At 73.2% G+C, this 20,096-nt stretch carries 14 protein-coding genes; 8 read left to right on the top strand and 6 right to left on the bottom strand.

Going from position 1 to position 20,096, the window contains the following annotated elements:
* Nucleotides 1-131 precede the first annotated feature (131 nt).
* The 3 genes from ASD48_RS26470 to ASD48_RS26460 all read left to right on the top strand — a co-directional run bounded on the left by ASD48_RS26470 (nucleotide 132) and on the right by ASD48_RS26460 (nucleotide 2,699).
* Nucleotides 132-1,559: a S8/S53 family peptidase gene (locus ASD48_RS26470; RefSeq protein WP_057604205.1), complete on the top strand. Its 1,428-nt coding sequence runs from the start codon at nucleotides 132-134 to the stop codon at nucleotides 1,557-1,559.
* Between the two features lie 70 nt (nucleotides 1,560-1,629).
* On the top strand, nucleotides 1,630-2,205 hold the full coding sequence (locus ASD48_RS26465) for a sigma-70 family RNA polymerase sigma factor (protein ID WP_057604204.1): 576 nt from the start codon (nucleotides 1,630-1,632) through the stop codon (nucleotides 2,203-2,205).
* 5 nt (nucleotides 2,206-2,210) lie between these two features.
* Nucleotides 2,211-2,699, top strand: a complete 489-nt coding sequence (locus ASD48_RS26460) for a hypothetical protein (protein WP_057604371.1) — start codon at nucleotides 2,211-2,213, stop codon at nucleotides 2,697-2,699.
* A 313-nt stretch (nucleotides 2,700-3,012) separates the two neighbouring features.
* Here the strand turns inward: ASD48_RS26460 and ASD48_RS26455 are convergent, their stop codons facing one another.
* Both ASD48_RS26455 and ASD48_RS26450 read right to left on the bottom strand, forming a co-directional pair.
* Nucleotides 3,013-3,816 carry an N-formylglutamate amidohydrolase gene (locus ASD48_RS26455; RefSeq protein ID WP_057604370.1) on the bottom strand — a complete coding sequence of 268 codons (804 nt, stop codon included), beginning with the start codon at nucleotides 3,814-3,816 and terminating at the stop codon, nucleotides 3,013-3,015.
* A gap of 393 nt (nucleotides 3,817-4,209) precedes the next feature.
* Nucleotides 4,210-6,429: an NADP-dependent isocitrate dehydrogenase gene (locus ASD48_RS26450; protein WP_057604203.1), complete on the bottom strand. Its 2,220-nt coding sequence runs from the start codon at nucleotides 6,427-6,429 to the stop codon at nucleotides 4,210-4,212.
* Between the two features lie 210 nt (nucleotides 6,430-6,639).
* Here ASD48_RS26450 and ASD48_RS26445 point away from each other — a divergent pair, with 210 nt between their 5' ends.
* On the top strand, nucleotides 6,640-8,229 hold the full coding sequence (locus tag ASD48_RS26445) for a M1 family metallopeptidase (protein WP_057604202.1): 1,590 nt from the start codon (nucleotides 6,640-6,642) through the stop codon (nucleotides 8,227-8,229).
* A 30-nt stretch (nucleotides 8,230-8,259) separates the two neighbouring features.
* Here ASD48_RS26445 and ASD48_RS26440 read toward each other — a convergent pair whose 3' ends face one another.
* From ASD48_RS26440 to ASD48_RS26430, 3 genes are all read right to left on the bottom strand, one after another.
* Entirely contained in the window at nucleotides 8,260-9,357 is a 1,098-nt protein-coding gene (locus tag ASD48_RS26440; RefSeq protein ID WP_057604201.1) for a mechanosensitive ion channel family protein, read from the bottom strand.
* Between the two features lie 201 nt (nucleotides 9,358-9,558).
* Nucleotides 9,559-11,109 carry an amino acid permease gene (locus ASD48_RS26435; RefSeq protein ID WP_079073982.1) on the bottom strand — a complete coding sequence of 517 codons (1,551 nt, stop codon included), beginning with the start codon at nucleotides 11,107-11,109 and terminating at the stop codon, nucleotides 9,559-9,561.
* 130 nt (nucleotides 11,110-11,239) lie between these two features.
* On the bottom strand, nucleotides 11,240-12,235 hold the full coding sequence (locus ASD48_RS26430) for a hypothetical protein (protein ID WP_057604200.1): 996 nt from the start codon (nucleotides 12,233-12,235) through the stop codon (nucleotides 11,240-11,242).
* A gap of 331 nt (nucleotides 12,236-12,566) precedes the next feature.
* On the opposite strand from ASD48_RS26430, the gene ASD48_RS26425 reads away from it, so the two are divergent.
* The 3 genes from ASD48_RS26425 to ASD48_RS26415 are packed head-to-tail and all read left to right on the top strand — an operon-like array spanning nucleotide 12,567 to nucleotide 16,713.
* Nucleotides 12,567-14,006: an FGGY family carbohydrate kinase gene (locus ASD48_RS26425; protein ID WP_057604199.1), complete on the top strand. Its 1,440-nt coding sequence runs from the start codon at nucleotides 12,567-12,569 to the stop codon at nucleotides 14,004-14,006.
* The gene (locus tag ASD48_RS26420; protein WP_057604198.1) at nucleotides 14,003-15,367 is read left to right on the top strand and encodes an FAD-dependent oxidoreductase; all 1,365 of its coding nucleotides are present in this window, start codon (nucleotides 14,003-14,005) and stop codon (nucleotides 15,365-15,367) included. The genes ASD48_RS26425 and ASD48_RS26420 overlap by 4 nt, the downstream gene beginning before the upstream one ends.
* Nucleotides 15,364-16,713: an FAD-dependent oxidoreductase gene (locus tag ASD48_RS26415; RefSeq protein ID WP_057604197.1), complete on the top strand. Its 1,350-nt coding sequence runs from the start codon at nucleotides 15,364-15,366 to the stop codon at nucleotides 16,711-16,713. The genes ASD48_RS26420 and ASD48_RS26415 overlap by 4 nt, the downstream gene beginning before the upstream one ends.
* A gap of 24 nt (nucleotides 16,714-16,737) precedes the next feature.
* Here the strand turns inward: ASD48_RS26415 and ASD48_RS26410 are convergent, their stop codons facing one another.
* Nucleotides 16,738-17,709: a lysylphosphatidylglycerol synthase transmembrane domain-containing protein gene (locus ASD48_RS26410; protein ID WP_079073981.1), complete on the bottom strand. Its 972-nt coding sequence runs from the start codon at nucleotides 17,707-17,709 to the stop codon at nucleotides 16,738-16,740.
* A gap of 246 nt (nucleotides 17,710-17,955) precedes the next feature.
* On the opposite strand from ASD48_RS26410, the gene ASD48_RS26405 reads away from it, so the two are divergent.
* Entirely contained in the window at nucleotides 17,956-19,836 is a 1,881-nt protein-coding gene (locus ASD48_RS26405) for an ABC transporter ATP-binding protein (RefSeq protein WP_057604195.1), read from the top strand.
* Nucleotides 19,837-20,096 lie beyond the last annotated feature (260 nt).

Here is a 20,096-nt window from a genome sequence, read left to right as displayed (position 1 = left end):
CAACGGAATCGGCGGGGTGAGGGGGCGCGTGGCCGCAACCGCACCACCCCCATCCGCCGTCGCACCACCTGTATCAGACGGCCGTCCCGCGGGTCTTGCTGTCGACCACCGGCTGTAGGGGAGGACATGCCATGGCACCACAGCGATTCCACGAGCAGTTCGATCATCTCCAACGTGCGCTGCCCGACGTCCCGTTGGCGATGGGGCCGGACGACTCCGCCGAGTTCATCTACGAGAAGGGTGTCGTCCTCGCACGCGACGGCGAGGAGGCCCGGGTCGTCGAGGACGCCGTCCGCTCGCACTTCACCGCGACCGAGGGCCTGGTCCCGGACCATGTGCGCCGGGCGGGCCCGGAGACCAACCGCTCGGGCATCACCCGGATCCGGGTCGGTGACCCCGGCGAGGGCGGCCGGGGCGCCGACCGCACCGTCGCGGGGGCCCTGCGCGCGCTGCGGGAGACGGAGGGCCGGGCCGGCCGCCGTCTGATCAGCCGCAACCACCTGGTGTCGATCGCCGTCAACGCCTGCCCCGGCGACGAGCCGGTGCCCGCCCCGCGCAGCGCCCGGCCCAACCCCGCCGAGGCACCGGCGGCCCGGGCCACGGAGAGCGCGGACGCCGTCGGCGTGCTCGTGATCGACACCGGCCTGACCCACGACTACCGCTCCTACCCGCTGCTGGCCCGCACCGAGGGCGACGCCCAGGTCAGGGAGACCGACGAGGAGGGCATCCTCCAGCAGTACGTCGGCCACGGCACGTTCATCGCGGGGCTCGTCGCGGCCGTCGCGCCGGACACCGACGTCACCGTGCGGGGCACCCTCAACGACGCCGGCGCGATCCTGGAGTCCGAGTTCGGCGAGCGGCTCTTCGACGCCGTCGAGGACGGCTGGCCGGACATCATCAGCCTCTCCGCGGGCACCTCCAACGGGCGGGTGGACGGCCTGCTCGGCGTGGCCGCGTTCATGGAGGAACTCCGTTCCCAGGGGACCCTGTTGGTGGCGGCCGCCGGCAACAACGGCAGCGCCGCGCCCTTCTGGCCCGCCGCCTACGCCTCGCTGCCCGAGTACGCCGACGCGGTGCTGTCGGTGGGCGCGCTGCGCGGGGACGGCGAGTTCGGCGCCTGCTTCAGCAACCACGGCCCCTGGGTGAAGGTGTACGCCCCCGGCGAGCGCCTCACCAGCGCCCTCACCGGCTTCGACAGCCCCGTCCCGTACGTCTACCAGCACTCCACCTACGAGGCCTGCCGCTACGGCTTCAGCTACTCCTGCACCTGCCGCTCCCCGCGCCACACCGGCGTGTTGAGCGAGGCGCTGCAGGTCACCCCGGGCAAGCCGGACCAGGTGATGTTCGAGGGGCTGGCGTCCTGGAGCGGCACCTCCTTCGCGACCCCGCTGGTGGCCGGGCTCGTCGCGGCCCACATGACCGCGCAGGGGCTGACCGATCCGCGGGCCGCCGCCCGCCGCCTCCTCGCCACCGGTTCCGAGTTCGCCGAGGTGCGCGGTGCGCACGTACCGGCCCTGCTTCCGCCCACCTGGCAGCCGGCCCCGGTCGGTCCGGCGTGACGGCGCCATGAGGTCCGAGAGGTGCCCTGCCACGGCGTACGATGACAGGCCGTACACGAGGGGTGGGGCCGTGGACCGTACTGATGTCGGCGCGCTCGTCCAGTCCGCCGTCGACGGTGACACGGCGGCCTGGAAGGCGCTGGTGGACGGGCTGAGCCCATTGGTGTGGTCGGTCGTGCGCGCGCATCGGCTCTCCGACGCCGACGGGCACGAGGTGTACCAGACGGTGTGGTTCCGCTTCGCCCAGCATCTGGGGCGGATCCGTGAGCCGCACAAGGCCGGTTCGTGGCTCGCGAGCACCGCGCGCAACGAGTGCCTGAAAGTGATCAAGAGCTTAAGGCGGACGACGCCGACCGACGATCCCCTGCTGCTCGACCGTGCCAGCGAGGACCTGACCCCTGAGCAGTCGGTCCTCGACTCGGAGGAGGCGGCCGCGCAGAGCGAGCGGGTCCGGTTCCTGTGGCAGGAGTTCGAGGCGCTCGGCGAGCGCTGCCGGCAGTTGCTGCGGGTCCTGATCGCCTCGCCGCCGCCCAGTTATCAGGAGGTGTCGGCCGCCCTGGGCATCGCCGTCGGCAGCATCGGACCGATGCGCCAGCGATGTCTGCGGCGCCTGCGCGCCCGACTCGACGCACGGGGAGCCCTGTGAACGGCATGAACGACGACGATCAGGACGACATCTTCGGCGAAGTCCCCTTCGTCGACGAGGAGTTCGACCACGACCGGCTGGAGGAGGAACTCCGCCAGGCCGCCGCCATCCTGGACCCGGTCCCCGCCGAACTGCGGCGGGCCGCCATCGAGGCCTACGCGCTGCACGACCTGGACGCACGGATCGCCGAGCTGACGTTCGACTCGCTGGTCGACGCCATCCCGGTGCGGGGAGCGGTGGACGTGCCGCGGATGCTGACCTTCCACACGGGCGGGCTGACGGTCGACGTGGAGGTGACCGACGAGGGACTGATGGGTCAGCTGCTGCCGCCCCAGTCCGCCTCGATCGAGGTCCTGCACGGCCCCCGGGCGGCCGCCTTGCTCACCGCCGACGACATGGGCCGCTTCGCCTGCGACACGCCTCCGGGCGGCCCGTTCGCCCTGCGGCTGCGGACCGACGCGGAGGTCGTCGTGACGGAGTGGCTGCGCGCCTGAGACCAACGGCGACGAACGGCCTCGGCGGCCCGGACGACGCCACTCCACCGCGAGCCGCTCCGGCGGAAGGGGGGCACGCAACCCCGGCGGCGAGTACACCGGCGTGGCCACCGGTGGTGGGTGCGGCCGGTCGGCGAGGTGGTCTCCCGGACGGGCCGCCCGCCGTCACCTGCCGTGAGGTGATCGGGTCGGCGGGGATCGCAAGCCGCAGGCCTGGCGGGTGCGGGCAGCCCTTTCGGTGCCGGTGCCGGTGCCGGTGCCGGTGCGGGTACGGACGCGGTGCGGGTGCGGGGCCGGGGGCGGTCCCCGGAGGTCAGGTGGACACGGTGTCCACGAGGGCCGCGAGTGCCGAGGCGAGCCGGGTGAGTCCCGGCCCGGCCGGTCCGCCGGGCTCGGTCATGTACGTGTCCCGCCGGATCTCCACCATCAGCGCGCTCACCCGGGGTTCCTTCCCGTAGTGCTCCAGGGGCACATAGGCCCCGGCGAACGGGCTGTCGAGCCCGGTTTCCCCGACCGCCTCCCCGAACGCCTCGCGCGCGGCGGCGAGCAGCTCGGGAGGGGTGTGGAAGGCGTCGGTGCCGAGACAGACCGGCGGCCGGGGGCCCTCGCCGTGCAACTCGTAGGGCAGCGGCTCGGTGGGGTAGGAGTGCACGTCGACGACCACGGCCCGTCCGACCGCTGCCAGCCGCTCGGCGACGGCGTCGGTCATCGCCTGCGCGTACGGCCGGAAGTAGCGGGCGACGAGCGGCTCGGGGTCGGTCTCCTGCGGCCGCAGCACCTCGCGGTGCGTGGTCCGCGTGTACACGGCCCCCATGCCGACGGCCCGCATCTCCTCGCGCTCGTCCGGGAACCGCTCCGGATCGACGACCAGCCGCGACAGCCGGTTCACGAACCGCCAGGGCGTCACTTCCGCCAGCCGCGCCGCCGCCTCGGCGATCTCCGCGGTGTGCGAGTCGGTGATGTGGTCCAGCTCCCGTTCCAGCGCCCCGTCGTCCAGCACGATGCCCGCCCGCACCCCTGCCGGTATCTCCCGCGCCGAGTGCGGCACATGAAGGATCACCGGCGAGTCGGCGGCGCCGGGGAGGAAGGAGAAGGAGGACGGTGCGACAGGGGTCATGAGGCTGCTCCCGAGGACGTTGCCGGTGGTGTGGCGCATGATCAAGATGCCATATCGACCCGTCCGGGCGACCTGTCCGGGCGACCTGTCCGGGCGACCTGTGCGGGCGACCCGTCCGGGCGACCTGTGCGGCGGTTGCCGTCACGAGAGCGGGTTTCCCGGGAGCCGGGAGCCGGGAGCCGGGGCACGGGGCGTGTCCGACCGTCCGGGCGGGCCCGTCCCCGGGTGTGCCGCGTGGAACGCGGACCGCATCGCGCCGCGGCCCACGACGGAACCCGCCCTGGCGGGACGCGGGACGCGGGACACGCGGACACACGGCCGCCCCGGCCCGCGGACACACGGCCGCCCCGGCCGGGAGAGACCGGCCGGGGCGGAGGTGGGTGTCGCGGTGCGTCAGCTCAGGGACGCCAGGGCCTCGTTCCAGGTGGTCGACGGGCGCATGAACGCCGCCGCCTTCGCCGGGTCGGGCTGGTAGTAGCCGCCGATGTCGGCCGGCTTGCCCTGGACGGCGTTCAGCTCGCCGACGATGGTCTGCTCGTTCGCCGCGAGGGTCTCGGCGAGCGGGGCGAAGGCCTTGGCCAGGTCCGCGTCGTCGGTCTGCGCGGCCAGCTCCTGCGCCCAGTACAGGGACAGGTAGAAGTGGCTGCCGCGGTTGTCGATGCCGCCGACGCGACGGGTCGGGGACTTGTCCTCGTTCAGGAAGGTCGCCGTGGCGCGGTCCAGCGTGTCGGCGAGGACCTTGGCACGGGTGTTGCCCGTGAACTCGGCGTACTGCTCCAGGGAGGGCACGAGCGCGAAGAACTCGCCCAGGGAGTCCCAGCGCAGGTAGTTCTCCCGGACCAGCTGCTGGACGTGCTTCGGCGCGGAGCCGCCGGCGCCCGTCTCGAACAGGCCGCCGCCCGCCATCAGCGGGACGACCGACAGCATCTTGGCGCTGGTGCCCAGCTCCAGGATCGGGAACAGGTCGGTCAGGTAGTCGCGCAGCACGTTGCCGGTGACGGAGATGGTGTCCTCGCCGCGGCGGATGCGCTCCACCGACAGCTTGGTCGCCTCGACCGGGTTGAGGATCCGGATGTCCAGGCCCTCGGTGTCGTGCTCCGGCAGGTACGCGTTGACCTTGGCGATCAGGTTGGCGTCGTGGGCGCGGGTCTCGTCCAGCCAGAACACGGCCGGGCTGCCGGTGGCACGGGCGCGGGTGACGGCGAGCTTCACCCAGTCCTTGATCGGGGCGTCCTTCGTCTGGCAGGCGCGGAAGATGTCGCCGGCGGAGACGGTCTGCTCGATCAGCGCGTTGCCGGCCCGGTCGACGAGGCGGACCGTGCCGGTGGTCGGGATCTCGAAGGTCTTGTCGTGGCTGCCGTACTCCTCGGCCTTCTGCGCCATGAGGCCGACGTTCGGGACGGAGCCCATGGTCGACGGGTCGTAGGCGCCGTGGGCGCGGCAGTCGTCGAGCACGGCCTGGTAGACGCCGGAGTAGGAGGAGTCCGGCAGCACCGCGAGGGTGTCGGCCTCCTGGCCGTCCGGGCCCCACATGTGGCCCGAGGTGCGGATCATGGCCGGCATCGAGGCGTCGACGATGACGTCGGACGGCACGTGCAGGTTGGTGATGCCCTTGTCGGAGTCGACCATCGCCAGGGCCGGGCCCTCGGCGAGCTCGGCGTCGAAGGAGGCCTTGATCTCGGCGCCCTCCGGCAGGGACTCCAGGCCCTTGTAGATGCCGCCCAGACCGTCGTTCGGGGTCAGACCGGCCGCCGCGAGCACCTGGCCGTACTGCGCGAAGGTCTTCGGGAAGAAGGCACGCACGACGTGACCGAAGATGATCGGGTCGGAGACCTTCATCATCGTGGCCTTGAGGTGCACGGAGAACAGCACGCCCTCGGCCTTGGCCCGGGCGATCTGCGCGGTGAGGAACTCGCGCAGCGGCGCGACGTGCAGGACGGAGGCGTCGACGACCTCGCCCTCGAGGACCGGTACCGACTCGCGCAGCACCGTGGTGGAGCCGTCGTCGCCGACGAGCTCGATCCGCAGGGAGCCGGCCTCGGAGATCACGACCGACTTCTCGGTGGAGCGGAAGTCGTCCACGCCCATGGTGGCGACGTTGGTCTTGGACTCCGGCGACCAGGCGCCCATGCGGTGCGGGTGGGTCTTCGCGTAGTTCTTGACCGACGCGGGGGCGCGGCGGTCGGAGTTGCCCTCACGCAGGACCGGGTTCACGGCGGAGCCCTTGACCTTGTCGTAGCGGGCCTGGATCTCCCGCTCCTCGTCGGTCTTCGGGTCGTCCGGGTAGGCCGGCAGCGCGTAGCCCTGCGCCTGGAGCTCGGCGACCGCGGCCTTGAGCTGCGGGATCGACGCCGAGATGTTCGGCAGCTTGATGATGTTGGCCTCGGGCGTCTTGGCCAGCTCACCGAGCTCGCTCAGCGCGTCCGGGATCCGCTGGTCCTCGGTCAGGTACTCCGGGAACACGGCGATGATCCGCCCGGCCAGCGAGATGTCCCGCGTCTGGACGGCGACACCCGCCTGCGAGGCGTACGCCTGGACCACCGGCAGGAAGGAATACGTCGCCAGGGCCGGGGCCTCGTCAGTGTGCGTATAGATGATGGTCGAGTCAGTCACCGGGTGCTCCGCTCCACGTCTGCAACATTGCTCGACATCAAGATATCTCGTGACCGGCGTCGGCTCGACAGGGGTCTCCTCACACCCCGGGATGTCCGCGTGGTCCCGCGGGGCAACCGAAGCGTCCGTTTCGGTGGTCGTGCGGGTGTACAGCGTCGACCTCATCCGACGGCCGGACCGACCATCCGGCCGCCCGAGCGAAAGCGGACCATGAGATATCGCAGCAGAGTGACGGCCCCGGCGGCCGCGCTGATCGGCACGGCGGCAGTTCTGGCCGGGGGCGGCACGGCGTACGCGGGCGCGAAGACCGATGACGCCCCGACCCCCGGGACGGCCTCCGGTACGACGCCCGAGACGGCACCCGGGACCGGCCCCGAGACCCTCGGCGACCCCGTCTTCCCGGCCCTCGGCAACGACGGATACCGCGTCGACGCCTACCACCTCGACTTCTCCTACGACTCCGGGACCGCCCTGGTCGACGCGACGGCGACCCTGGAGCTGCGCACCACCCAGGCCCTCACCCGCCTCTCGCTGGACGCCCTGGGCCTGGACATACGCACGGTCCGCGTGGACGGCCGCACCGCCACCTTCGAACAGGTGGACGAAAAACTGCGGATCACCCCGGCCCTGCCGCTGCCCGCGCGGGCCGGGGTCACCGTGTGTGTGACCTACACCGCGGACCCGCGCCGCGCGCTCGCGCACACCGCGTGGGTCCCGACGGCGGACGGGTTCGCGATCTGTCCCCAGCCGGACTCGGCGCACACCGTCTTCCCCTGCAACGACCACCCGTCGGACAAGGCGGACTTCACCTTCCGCGTCACCGTCCCCGCCGCCCTGCGGGCCGTCGCGAGCGGCTCCCTGGTGTGCGTCGAGCAGCCGGCCGCCGACCGGACCGCGTACACCTACCGCTCCCGCTCGCCGATCGCCACCGAGCTGGTGCAGATCACCGTCGGCGACCATGTCGTGAAGGAGCGCCGGGGCCCGCACGGGCTGCCGCTGCGCGACGTCGTCCCGACCGCGCGGGCCGAGGCCCTGGAGCCCGCCCTCGCGCTCACCCCGGGCCTGGTCGAGTGGATCGAGGCACGGCTGGGGGCCTACCCGTTCGAGACGTACGGACTGCTGCCCTGCAACTCCGACGACCCGGCCGCGTTCGACTTCACGGGCCTGGAGACCCAGACCCTCACCCTGTACAAGCCGAACTACCTGCTCCAGGCGGAGCCGAAGATCGGCTCGCACATGATGCACGAGCTGGTCCACTCCTACTTCGGCAACAGTGTCAGCCCCGCCACCTGGGCCGATCTGTGGCTCAACGAGGGTCACGCCGACTTCTACGGGCTGCTCTACCGCTACGAGCGGGGCTGGGCGGACTCCCTGGGCCTGACCACCCTCGAGGCCCGGATGAAGGACACCTACGCGCGCGGCGACCAGTGGCGGAAGAGCTCCGGCCCGGTCGCCGCGCCGAACGCGGTCGACCTCTTCGACAGCCAGCGCTACCTGGGCGGCGTCCTCGTCCTGTACGCGCTGCGCCGGCTCATCGGCGAGGACGCCTTCCAGGCGGTCGAGCGGGCCTTCCTGGCCCGCCACCGCAACTCCTCGGCGTCGACGGAGGACTACATCGCCATCGCCTCACAGACCTGCGGGCAGGACGTGTCCGGCTTCCTGCGGGACTGGCTGTACGGCACGACGACACCGAGGATGCCCGGCCATCCCGACTGGACGGTCACCCCGGTGACGCCGTCCCTCACCGCCCCGCGCCGCCGGCCGGGCGCGCGACCGCACGAGAACTCGGCCACGCTCTGACCCGGCGGCGGCCGACGCTCTCGGCCGCCGTCAGTCGTGCAGGGCGGACATCCCGCCCTGCACGAACTCGTCGCCGGTCCGCTGCTGCGGGATGACGACCGTGCCCGACTGCAACGCCACCGTGCGGGCCGGCGCCGGGATCCGGATGCCCTCCTCGCGGTAGCGGCGGTGCAGCCGCTTGATGAACTCGTGCTTGATCCGGTACTGGTCGCTGAACTCGCCCACGCCCAGGATCACCGTGAAGCCGATCCGCGAATCGCCGAAGGTGTGGAAGCGGATGGCGGGTTCGTGGTCCGGGAGGGCGCCGTCGACGCCCGTCATGACCTCCGCGATGACCTCCGAGGTCACCCGCTCCACCTGCTCCAGGTCGCTGTCGTAGGCCACGCCCACCTGCACGAGGATCGTCAACTGCTGCTCGGGACGCATGTAGTTGGTCATGTTCGTCTTGGCGAGCTGTCCGTTGGGGATGACGACGAGGTTGTTGGACAGGGCGCGCACGGTCGTCTGACGCCAGTTGATGTCCTCGACATAGCCCTCCTCGCCGCTGCTCAGCTTGATGTAGTCACCGCGCTGGACGGTCTTGGAGGCCAGGATGTGGATGCCCGCGAACAGGTTCGCGAGCGTGTCCTGGAGGGCCAGCGCGACGGCCAGGCCGCCGACGCCCAGGGCGGTGAGCAGCGGGGCTATGGAGATGCCCAGCGTCTGGAGCACCACCAGGAAGCCGATCGCCAGGACCAGGATCCGGGTGATGTTCACGAAGATCGTGGCCGACCCGGCGACTCCGGAGCGCGAGGAGGTCACCGACTGCACGAGACCGGCGACGACCCGCGCCGCCGACACGGTCACCACGAAGATCAGCAGCACCGTCAGGCACTGGTTGACGGTGTGCTGGACGGTCTTCGTCAGCGGCAGCACCGCGGCCGCGGCCGCCCCGCCACCGGCGATCATCGACCACGGCACCACCGTACGCAGCGCGTCCACGACGACGTCGTCGCCGCTCCACCTCGTGCGCTTGGCGTGCTTGGCGAGCCAGCGCAGCAGCGTGCGGGACAGGAAGGCGGCCAACAGGCCGGTGGCCAGGGCGATCCCGGCGATGACCGCGTCGTCGAGGGTCAGGGCGCGGTTCACCGGTCACCTCCGGGAAGTCGATCCGCGGCACGGGGGGTCGCCGACGGCCGGATGTGAAGTCTCGTCACGATGTCACCTGTTCGGTTCCGGGATGTGCGGTCGCGCCCGCCGTTCGCGGAGTGGGCGCGACCGCTCATCCTGCCGTATCCGGCACGGGAGTTCGTACCCGAGGATCCGGTCGCGGTGGCGGGATCCCGCAGCTCAGACGATTCCCTCGGCCAGTTCGGCCTGCTCGCGGTCCGATCCGTAGGCCGCCGCGGTGGGCGTCCCGTACGAACGGCGGGCCACGAACCACCACACCGTGGCGAGGAGCAGTACGACGGCCAGCGCCACGGACGCGTAGTTCATCGTGTCCACCGTCACCGGCGACGACTGGGGCAGACAGAACAGCACCGTCACACAGGCCACCCACACGACGGCGACCCATCCGACCGGACGGCTCCAGCGGCCCAGATGCCACGGACCCGGCCGGAAACGGTCCCCGGCGCGCAGCCGCAGCAGCACCGGGATGGCGTACGCGGGTGTGATGCCGATGACGTTGATGGCGGTGACCGCGCCGTACGCCGTCGCCGAGTACAGGGACGGCAGGGCGAGCACACCCGCGACCGCCACCGACAGCCACACGGCGGCGACCGGCGTCTGGGTACGGCTGCTGACCTTGCGCCACAGATCCGAGCCGGGCAGGGCCCGGTCCCGGCTGAACGCGAAGACCATCCGGCTGGCGGCGGCGACCTCGGCGTTCCCGCAGAACAGCTGGGCGGTGATCACCACGAGCAGCAGCGCGCTCGCGCCGTTCGTGCCCAGCCCGTCGAGGAGGATCTGCGCGGGCGGCACACCGGTGGCGGTGGCGCGGGTGGCGGCGTAGTCCTGGATGGCGAAGGTCAGCCCCGCCAGCAGCGCGAAGCCCGCGATCCATGACACCCAGATGGAGCGCACGATGCCCTTGGCCGCCGCCACCGAGGCGTTGGAGGTCTCCTCGGAGAGGTGGGCCGAGGCGTCGTAGCCGGAGAACGTGTACTGGGCCAGCAGCAGCCCGATCGCGGCCACGTACACCGGGTGGTGCCAGCCGGTGTCGTTCACGAACTCGGTGAACACGAACGAAGGCGACCGGTGGTGGTCCGGGACGATCCACAGAGCGCCGACGATCAGCCCCACCCCCGCCAGGTGCCACCAGACGGAGACGGAGTTGAGGACGCTGACCAGGCGGACGCCGAACAGGTTCAGCACGGCGTGCAGCAGCAGGATCGCCACGAAGATCAGCATCGTCTTCTCCGGCGTCGGCTCGAAGCCCCAGCGGAGATTGGCGAACGCCCCCACGAACAGCGCGGCGCCGTAGTCGATGCCGGCGATCGCGCCGAGCAGGCCGAGCAGGTTCAGCCAGCCGGTGTACCAGCCCCAGCGCCGGCCGCCGAGCCGGTCGGCCATGTAGTAGAGAGCGCCGGACGTCGGATAGGCGCTGGTGACCTCGGCCAGCGCGAGCCCGACGCAGAGCACGAACAGACCGACGCCCGCCCAGCCCCAGAGCATCACCGCGGGGCCGCCCGCGCCCATGCCGAAGCCGTACAGGGTCATACAGCCGGACAGGATCGAGATCACGGAGAAGCTGATCGCGAAGTTGCCGAAGCCGCCCATCCGGCGGGCCAGCACCGGCCGGTAGCCGAGTTCGCGCAGCCGCTGCTCCTCGTCGGGGCCGGATACGGCAGGTGTGGCGGGTGCGGCGGGCAGAGCCGCAGGGTCGGGGACGCTGGACATGACAAACCTCCGAAGAAAAAGAGGCCCCGAGGGGAGCACGGGGGGGAGAAGGGGCGGGAGAAGGGGGGAGGGGCGATGGGGGAGGGGAGATGGGGGAAGGGAGGGTGACTGGCGAGGGACGCGGACGGCGTCAGGAACCGGGCCCCCGCGCCGGAGACCGGCTGCGCGTACGGGCCTGGAGGAACACCTGCACGGCCTCCGCGTGATCCCCCGGAGCCGGGGCGCGATACGCCCAGGGAAGCGGCGTGCAGTACGGGCCGATCGCGTCGAAGACCTCCGCCGCGTCGGCGAACCGGAGCGCCCCCCACAGGGCGTGCGCCAGGTGGTTGAGGTCGAGCGGCGAGCGTTCGGCGGCACCGGCGCGGTCGAACCACCCCTTCCGCGCCCGCAGCGCCTCGCGGATCGCGTCCTCGGCCACCCAGTGCAGGTCGAGCGCGGCGCCACGTCCGCCACCGCGCCGGTAGCGCTCGGCCCGCACGTACAGCGGCAGGACGTGCAGGGCGGAACCCGGCGGGGCGCTGCCCGCGACCCGGTGCGCGAAGCCCGCCGCCCCGGCCAGCCGCCCGGAACCCGCCTGCGTGTACAGGAACTGGAGCATGCGGTGGTGCGCCTCGCGGTTGTGCGGGTCACGTCGGCCGGCCTCGTCCAGCAGCCCCCACGGGCCCGGCGGGAGGCTCGGCTCGGGCGGCGCCGCCCGGTGCTCCGCCCACAGCAGCTTGCGGTCCAGCTGGGCCAGCGCCAGCAGACACACCCAGGGCACCGGGTCCTGCGGCGCCGCCCGGGCCGCGGACTGGCTCAGGTCCCAGGCCTCGATCCACAGTTCGTGCGTACGCAGATGGCGCTCGCGATCCGCCCGCAGCGCCCGCTCGACGGCCACCCGGGCCTGCATCACCGTGGCCGGCACACTGTGCGGTTCCTCGGCGAGCCAGGCCCGCACCACGTCAGTCCCGGCCGCCGCGGCGGCCAGCACCTGGGTGCGCCGCGTCCACTGCCACCACGCCGTGGTCCGCTCCAGAAGGACGCGCATGGACAGCCAGCGCCCGGTGCGGACCTCCTGGAGAGCGGCCCGCAGATCGCCGTCGTGCCCGGCGGGGTCGTAGACCGGCCGCGCTCCGTCTCTCGCCATCAGCCACCCGCCCGCGGGCGTGGTACCGGCACGACGGCAGGGTGGAGTAACAACAGCCCTCCTCGGGGCGGCGGATGGAGCGGCGGGTGAGGAGATCGCGTCGGTCGGCCGTCACTATAGAGGCGCCACATACACGTCACACGCGTTTCCGGCTTGATCCGACTCCCCGTCCGAGCCCCGTCCAACTCTCGCCCATCACGCCTTACTTGACTGGCCATCAGCCAGCGAACGAGGGCAGGTCCACCGCTGTCGGGGGCCTCTTGACGGGACCCGTGACCCGACGGCAGGCTGTCGCCCCGTGATCACCGAGCGATCACCCAGGGAGGGCGCGATGACCGGTCCGGTACTCGCCGTCGATCAGGGCACCTCCGGCACCAAGGCCCTGGTGATCTGCCCCGAACGCGGCGTGATCGGCACCGGGTTCGCCGCCGTGCACCCCCGCTACCCGTCCGGCGGGCTGGCCGAGGCCGACCCCGCCGCGCTGTACGACTCGGTCGTCTCCGCCGGCCGCCACGCGCTGGCCGAGGCCCGCGAACCCGTCGTGGCGCTCGGCCTCGCCAACCAGGGCGAGACCGTCCTCGCCTGGGACCCGGACACGGGCCGCCCGCTCACCGACGCCCTCGTCTGGCAGGACCGCCGGGCCGCTTCCGTCTGCGCCGGACTGGAGCCGTACGCCGACGAGTTGCGCCACCTCACCGGCCTGCCCCTGGACCCGTACTTCGCCGCCCCCAAGATGGCCTGGATACGACGTCACCTCACCACCGAGGGAGTCGTCACCACCAGCGACTCCTGGCTCGTCCACCGCCTCACCGGCGCCTATGTCACCGACGCCGCCACCGCGGGGCGCACCCAGCTGCTCGACCTGGACCACGCCCGGTGGTCGCCGCGCGCCCTCGACCTCTACGGGCTGTCCCGCGAACGGCTCCCGGACATCGTCGACAACGCCCGACCCGTCGGCACGACCCGTGCGTTCGGCCCGGAGATCCCGCTCACCGGCCTCGCCGTCGACCAGCAGGCGGCCCTGTTCGCCCAACGCGTCACCACCCCCGGCGTCGCCAAATGCACCTACGGCACGGGGGCGTTCCTTCTCGCCCCCACCGGCGACACGGCCCGCCGCAGCGCCTCGGGACTGGTCGGCTGCGTCGCCTGGCGGCTCGGCGGACGCACCGCCTACTGTCTCGACGGCCAGGTGTACACCGCGGCTTCCGCCGTGCGCTGGCTCACCGGCCTCGGTGTCATCCAGGGCGCCGCCGACCTCGACACCGTCGGCGCCACCGTGCCCGACAGCGGCGGCGTCACCTTCGTCCCCGCCCTCGCCGGACTGGCCGCCCCCTGGTGGCGCGGCGACCTGCGCGGCTCGCTCACCGGACTCGGCCTGGACACCACCCCGGGGCATCTGGTGCGCGCCCTGTGCGAGGGCCTGGCCGCACAGATCGTGGAGCTGGCCGAGGCCGCGGCGGCCGACCTCGGCACGCCCGTGTCCACCCTGCGGGTCGACGGCGGCCTGACCCGCTCGGCCCTGCTCATGCAGACCCAGGCCGATCTGGCGCAGTGCCGCGTCGAGGTGTCTCGGCTGCCCGACGCGACCGCCCTGGGCGCGGGCGCCCTGGCCCGCCTCGGCGTCACCCCCGGTCTGGGCGTCGCCGACGTGCTGCCCGAGAGCCGGCCCTCGGCCGTGTACGAGCCGCGCATCCCGGCGGCGGAGGCGGCGCGGCGGCGGGGCGAGTTCCGCGCCGCCGTGGACGCGTTGCCGGAGAGGAAGCCGGTATGACGGTGACCTCCGCCGGGCCGCTGCCCACGGCGCCGTACGACGTCGCGATCATCGGCGCCGGGGTCGTCGGCTGCGCCATCGCCCGCGAACTGGCCCGCCGGCCCCGCCTGAAGGTCGCCCTGGTCGAGGCCCAGGACGACATCGGGCAGGGCACGTCCAAGGCCAACACCGCCATCCTGCACACCGGCTTCGACGCGGTCCCCGGCTCACTGGAGGCCCGCCTGGTCCGCGAGGGCGCCGCCCTGCTCGCCGCGTACGCCGCGGAGTCCGGCATCCCCGTCGAGCCGGTCGGCGCGCTGCTCGTGGCCTGGGACGAGGAGCAGCTCGCCGCCCTGCCCCGCCTGGCGGAGAAGGCCGAGCGCAACGCGTACCGGGACGCGCGCCTGCTCGGGGCCGCCGAACTGTACGCGCGCGAACCGCACCTGGGACCCGGCGCGCTCGGCGCCCTGCAGGTGCCCGGCGAGAGCGTCATCTGCCCCTGGACGACCCCGCTGGCGTACGCCACCCAGGCCGTGCGGCACGGCGTGGACCTGCACCTCGACTCCCCTGTCCGGCAGCTGGACCGGCAGGGCGACACGCACCTGGTCCATACCGGCCGGGGCACCCTGCGTGCCCGCTTCCTCGTCAACGCGGCCGGTCTGCACGCCGACACGCTCGACCGGCAGCTCGGCCACGACGACTTCACCGTGACCCCGCGCCGCGGCCAGCTCATCGTCTTCGACACGTTCGCCCGCGCTCTCGTCCACCACATCCTGCTGCCCGTGCCGACGGCCCTCGGCAAGGGCGTCCTGGTCGCTCCCACCGTGTACGGCAACGTCCTGCTCGGCCCCACCGCCGAGGACCTGGACGACAGACACGCCACGCACTCCACGGCCGACGGCCTCGCGGGGTTGCGCGCGCAGGGTCGCCGCATCCTGCCCGGGCTCCTCGACGAGGAGGTCACCGCCGTGTACGCGGGACTGCGCGCCGCCACCGAGCACGACGACTACCGCATCACCGCACACCCCGGCCGGGCCTGTGTCACCGTCGGCGGGATCCGCTCCACCGGTCTGACCGCGTCCCTCGCCATCGCCGCCCACGTCGTCGGCCTGCTCGAGACCGAGACCGGCCTCGACCCGGGACCGGTGCGCGCGCTGCGGCCCGTCCGGATGGACCGGCGAGGGACCGGCCCCGAGTACGGCATCCTCGTCTGCCACTGCGAACGTGTCTCCCGGGGCGCGATCCGCGACGCCCTCGCCGATACGATCCCGCCGCGCACCCTCGACGGACTGCGCCGCCGCACCCGGGCCCGCGCGGGCCGCTGTCAGGGCTTCCACTGCGGGGCGGCCGTGCGGGCCCTGCTGGAGGAGGCCCGGACATGACCGGAGTACGCCAGGTGGACGTCCTGGTCGTCGGCGCGGGTCCCGCGGGCCTCGCGACCGCCGCCCGGCTGGCCGCCGCCGGAGCGGGCCGCGTCGAGATCGTGGACCGGGAGACCCAGGCCGGGGGAGCGCCGCGGCACGGCGCGCACGGCGGCTACGGGACCCTGCTGCATCCCCTCACCGGCCCCGCGTACGCCCGGCTGCTGGTCACCGCGGCCCGGCAGGCCGGGGCGACCCTCCGCACCGGTGTGACGGCCCTCGACTGGGCCGGCCCGCTGGCCCTGCACACCCTCGGCGCCGAGGGGCCCGGGACGATCACCGCGCGGGCGGTCGTCCTGGCCACCGGCGCCCGCGAACGCCCCCGTGCGGCCCGGCTGGTGCCCGGCACCCGTCCGGCCGGCGTCTACACCACCGGCGAACTCCAGCAGGCCGTACACCTCTACGGGCAGCGGATCGGTACACGCGCGGTGGTGGTGGGCGCGCAGGACGTCTCGTACGCCGCCGCCGACACCGTACGGGCCGCCGGTGCCACGGTCGTGGCGATGCTCACCGACCTGCCCGGCCCGCAGACCGCCCCGGCCCGTGCCGCCGGCTCCCGGCTGTGTCACGGCACCCCGCTCCTCACCGGTGCCACGGTCGCCGAACTGCTGGGCCGGGGGCGCCTGTCGGGCGTGCGGGTACGGCACCGCGACGGCCGTACGGCCGTACTCTCCTGCGACACCGTCGTGTTCACCGGCGACTTCGTCCCCGACCACGAACTGGCCCGGCGCGGCGGGCTCGCCCTGGATCCCGGCACCCGAGGCCCGGCAGTCGACGGCGCCCTGCGCACCTCGCGCCCCGGTGTCTTCGCCGTCGGCAGCCTGCTGCACGCCGTGGAGAGCGCGGCGACCGCGGTCCGGGAGGGCGCCCACGCCGCCGGAGCCGTCACCGACCACCTCGCGGTCACCGACCACCTCGCGGTCACCGACCCGTTCGCGGCCACCGACCGGTTCGCGGCCACCGACCGGTTCGCGGCCACCCGCCACCTCGCCGGCACCGACCACCGCGCCGGCACCGGTCGGCCCGTGGGCGCCGAGCGCTCCGGGGCCGTGCCGCTCGTCGTGGACCCGCCGCTGCGCTGGATCGCCCCGAACCGCGTCACCACGGCGGACCGCCTCCCCTACGTCCTGCGCACCGCCACGCGCCTGACCCGCCCCGTCCTGCGCGTCACCCAGAACGGGCGCGTCCTGCACAGGGAACGGTTGTGGACGGCCGCCCTGCCGAACCGCACCCTGCGCCTGCCGGCCTGCTGGACGCACCGGGTCGACCCGGAGGGCGGTCCCGTCCACGTGAGCGTCCTGCCCTGAGCGCTTCGCGGCCTCGCGGGTGCCTCAGATGACCTTCATCCGTACCAGCGCGCCGAGCGTCAGCGCCCCCGGCACCAGCGGCAGCCACACCGTGATGATCCGGTAGCCGAGCACCACGGCCGTGGCCACCGCCACCGGACCGCCCGCCGCGACCAGCGCCACGATCAGCGCCGCCTCCACCGAACCGATCCCGCCCGGCGTCGGGACCAGCGCGACCGCCACCGTCGCCGCCAGGTACGCGACCGCCATGTGCGCCACCGGCACCGGCAGCCCCAACGCCTGCCCCACCGCGGCCAGTCCGGCCGCCTGGAGCACCGGGAACGCCAGCGAGCCGCCCCACAGGGCCAGCGCCCGGGCCGGGCGGGAGTGCACCGAGCGCGCCTCTCCCAGCGCGGTGCGCAGGAAGGAGCACACCGCCGACCGCAGCCGCCGTACGAGGACGAGCGCGCCCGCCACCACCAGCACGGCCGCCCCGAGGACGCCGAGCAGCGGGCCGAGCGCCCCGCCGGGCAGCAGGGAGCCGAGCCGCAGCGCGTCGGGGAAGACGAGTAGCAGCACGGTCAGCAGGCCCACCCGGGCCACGCCCTCCGCCATCAGATACAGCACGAGGGCCGCGGAGGAGCGGGCCAGGGGCACTCCGCACACGGTCATGAACCGCAGGTTGACCGCGCTCGCGCCGAGCCCTGTCGGCAGCAGGTGGTTGGCGGCGCCGGCCGCGAACTGCGCGGCCAGCAGTCGCCGTCCGGGCAGCCGCTGCACCACCGCGCCCTGCCGGGTGACGGCCGCCGCCACCCACGTCAGGCAGGTCGCTCCGAGCGCGGCCAGCAGCCAGGGCCACTGCGCGCTCCGCAACTGTGCGAAGCCCTCGACGAGAACGGACCGGTGCCGCACCGCGACCACGGTGACGAGCAGGAGCGGAAGCACACACAGGATCTGGCGTACCGGCAGGCGCCGGGCCGCCCTGTCCGGGGGAAGGGGAACGGGAACCGCTGTCACACTCGGAGAGGTTCTCGGCACGGCGCCAACGGCGGGTTGCGGAAGCGGGGACGGAACATTACGTACGGTCATCGGGTCCTTCGTCTGATCCTGTGCCTGATCCTGTGCCTGAACCGCTGTCCGGCCCCACGGCCGGTCCCTCGGCCGGTCCCTCGGCCGATCCCTTGTCCGATCCTTTGCCGTCGAGGATGCGGGAAGACGGTTGACCTCAAGGTTCCTTGAGGTCTTACGGTCACTCCCATGAGCATGGAGAGCACCGCCTGGACGCAGCTTTACAGCGTCATGAACGCCCGACAGGAACGCCGCCCCTTCGATCGGGTGACATTGCGCCGCATCGGCGCGTTCGCCCGCCCGCACCGCCGCCGGATCGCGCTGTTCGTCCTGCTGGGGGTGCTGACCGCGCTGCTGGCCGTCGCCACCCCCGTCCTCGCCGGGCGGGTCGTCGACGCGATCGTGTCGCACGGCGACGCGGACGCGGTCGTCCGCCTGTCGCTGCTCATCGCGGTCATCGCGGTGCTGGAGGCGGCGCTCGGCATCCTGGGCAGGAGGCTCTCGGCGACGCTGGGGGAGGGGCTCATCCTCGATCTGCGCACGGCCGTGTTCGATCATGTGCAGCGGATGCCGGTCGCGTTCTTCACACGTACCCGTACGGGAGCGCTCGTCTCCCGACTCAACAACGACGTGATCGGCGCGCAGCGCGCCTTCAGCAACACCCTCTCCGGAGTGGTCTCCAACCTGGTCACCCTGGTGCTCACCCTCGCCGTCATGCTCACCCTGTCCTGGCAGGTCACCCTGCTCGCACTGGCTCTGCTGCCGGTCTTCGTGATCCCGGCCCGGCGGATGGGCAGCCGGATGGCGGGCATGCAGCGCGAGGCGGCCACGCTCAACGCGGCGATGGGCACCCGGATGACCGAGCGGTTCTCCGCCCCCGGCGCCACACTGATCAAGCTGTTCGGCCGGCCCGAGGAGGAGTCGGCGGAGTTCGCGGCCCGCGCCGCCCACGTCCGGGACATCGGCGTCCGTACCGCCACCGCCCAGTCGGTCTTCATCACCGCCCTGACCCTCGTCTCCGCCCTGGCCCTCGCCCTCGTCTACGGTCTCGGCGGCCGCCTCGCGCTGAACGGCACCCTCGAACCGGGCGCCGTCGTCGCCCTCGCCCTGCTCCTGACCCGCCTGTACGCCCCGCTGACCTCCCTCGCCGGGGCCCGGGTGGAGGTGATGAGCGCGCTGGTCAGCTTCGAGCGGGTCTTCGAGGTGCTCGACCTGAAGCCGCTCATCGAGGAGAAGCCGGACGCCCGCGAGGTGCCGCCGGGGCCCGTCTCCGTCGAGTTCGACGAGGTCCGCTTCGGCTACCCGTCCGCCGACAAGGTCTCCCTGGCCTCCCTGGAGGAGGTGGCCGCACTCGACTCCCGCGGCGGCGCCGAGGTCCTGCACGGCGTCTCCTTCCGTGCCGCCCCGGGGCAGACCGTCGCTCTCGTCGGCTCCTCGGGCGCCGGCAAGTCGACCGTCGCCCAGCTCCTGCCGCGCCTGTACGACGTCGACGCGGGCGCCGTCCGGATCGGCGGGGTCGACGTCCGTGACCTGAGCGCGGGTTCGCTGCGGGCCACCCTCGGCATGGTCACCCAGGACGGCCACCTCTTCCACGACAGTGTCCGCGCGAACCTCCTGCTGGCCCGTCCGGAGGCCACCGAGGACGAGTTGTGGGACGCCCTGCGCCGCTCCCGCCTCGACGACCTCGTCCGTTCCCTCCCCGACGGCCTCGACACGGTCGTCGGGGAACGCGGCTACCGCCTCTCCGGCGGTGAGCGCCAGCGCATGACCATCGCGCGGCTGCTGCTGGCCCGCCAGCGTGTCGTCATCCTCGACGAGGCCACCGCGCACCTCGACAACACGTCCGAGGCGGCCGTCCAGGAAGCCCTCGCCGAGGCCCTCGCGGACCGAACGGCCATCGTCATCGCCCACCGGCTGTCGACCGTGCGCGCCGCCGACCTGATCCTCGTCGTCGAGTCCGGCCGGGTCGTGGAACGCGGCACGCACGACGAACTCCTCGCGACCGGCGGACGGTACGCGGAGCTGCACCGGACGCAGTTCGACCAGCCGGGGATGACGGAGGCGGCCGTGAGCTGAGGCGAGGCGCGGGCGGCGCACCGACGGTCCGCCCACGCTCGGCCTCGCGTCAGGAAGGCTGCCCCGCCCGGGTTCGGCGCGGACGGCCCGTCCGGGCTCAGGCTCGCGTGATGAAGGGCGTGTCGCCCGGGTTCGGCGCGGACGCCCGTCCAGGCTCCGGCTCGCGTGGGGAAGGGTGTGTCGCCCGCGTTCCGCGCCGATGGCCCGTCCGGCCCTGCGCCGCGTGCGGAACGCGAGCCGCCCGCGCGCCGCGCCGACGG

The sequence above is a fragment of the Streptomyces sp. Root1310 genome (assembly GCF_001426425.1).
In the GTDB taxonomy this organism is placed as follows: domain Bacteria; phylum Actinomycetota; class Actinomycetes; order Streptomycetales; family Streptomycetaceae; genus Streptomyces.
Note: the sequence above shows the minus strand (reverse complement) of the source record. Positions and strands in the feature narration are given on the sequence as shown.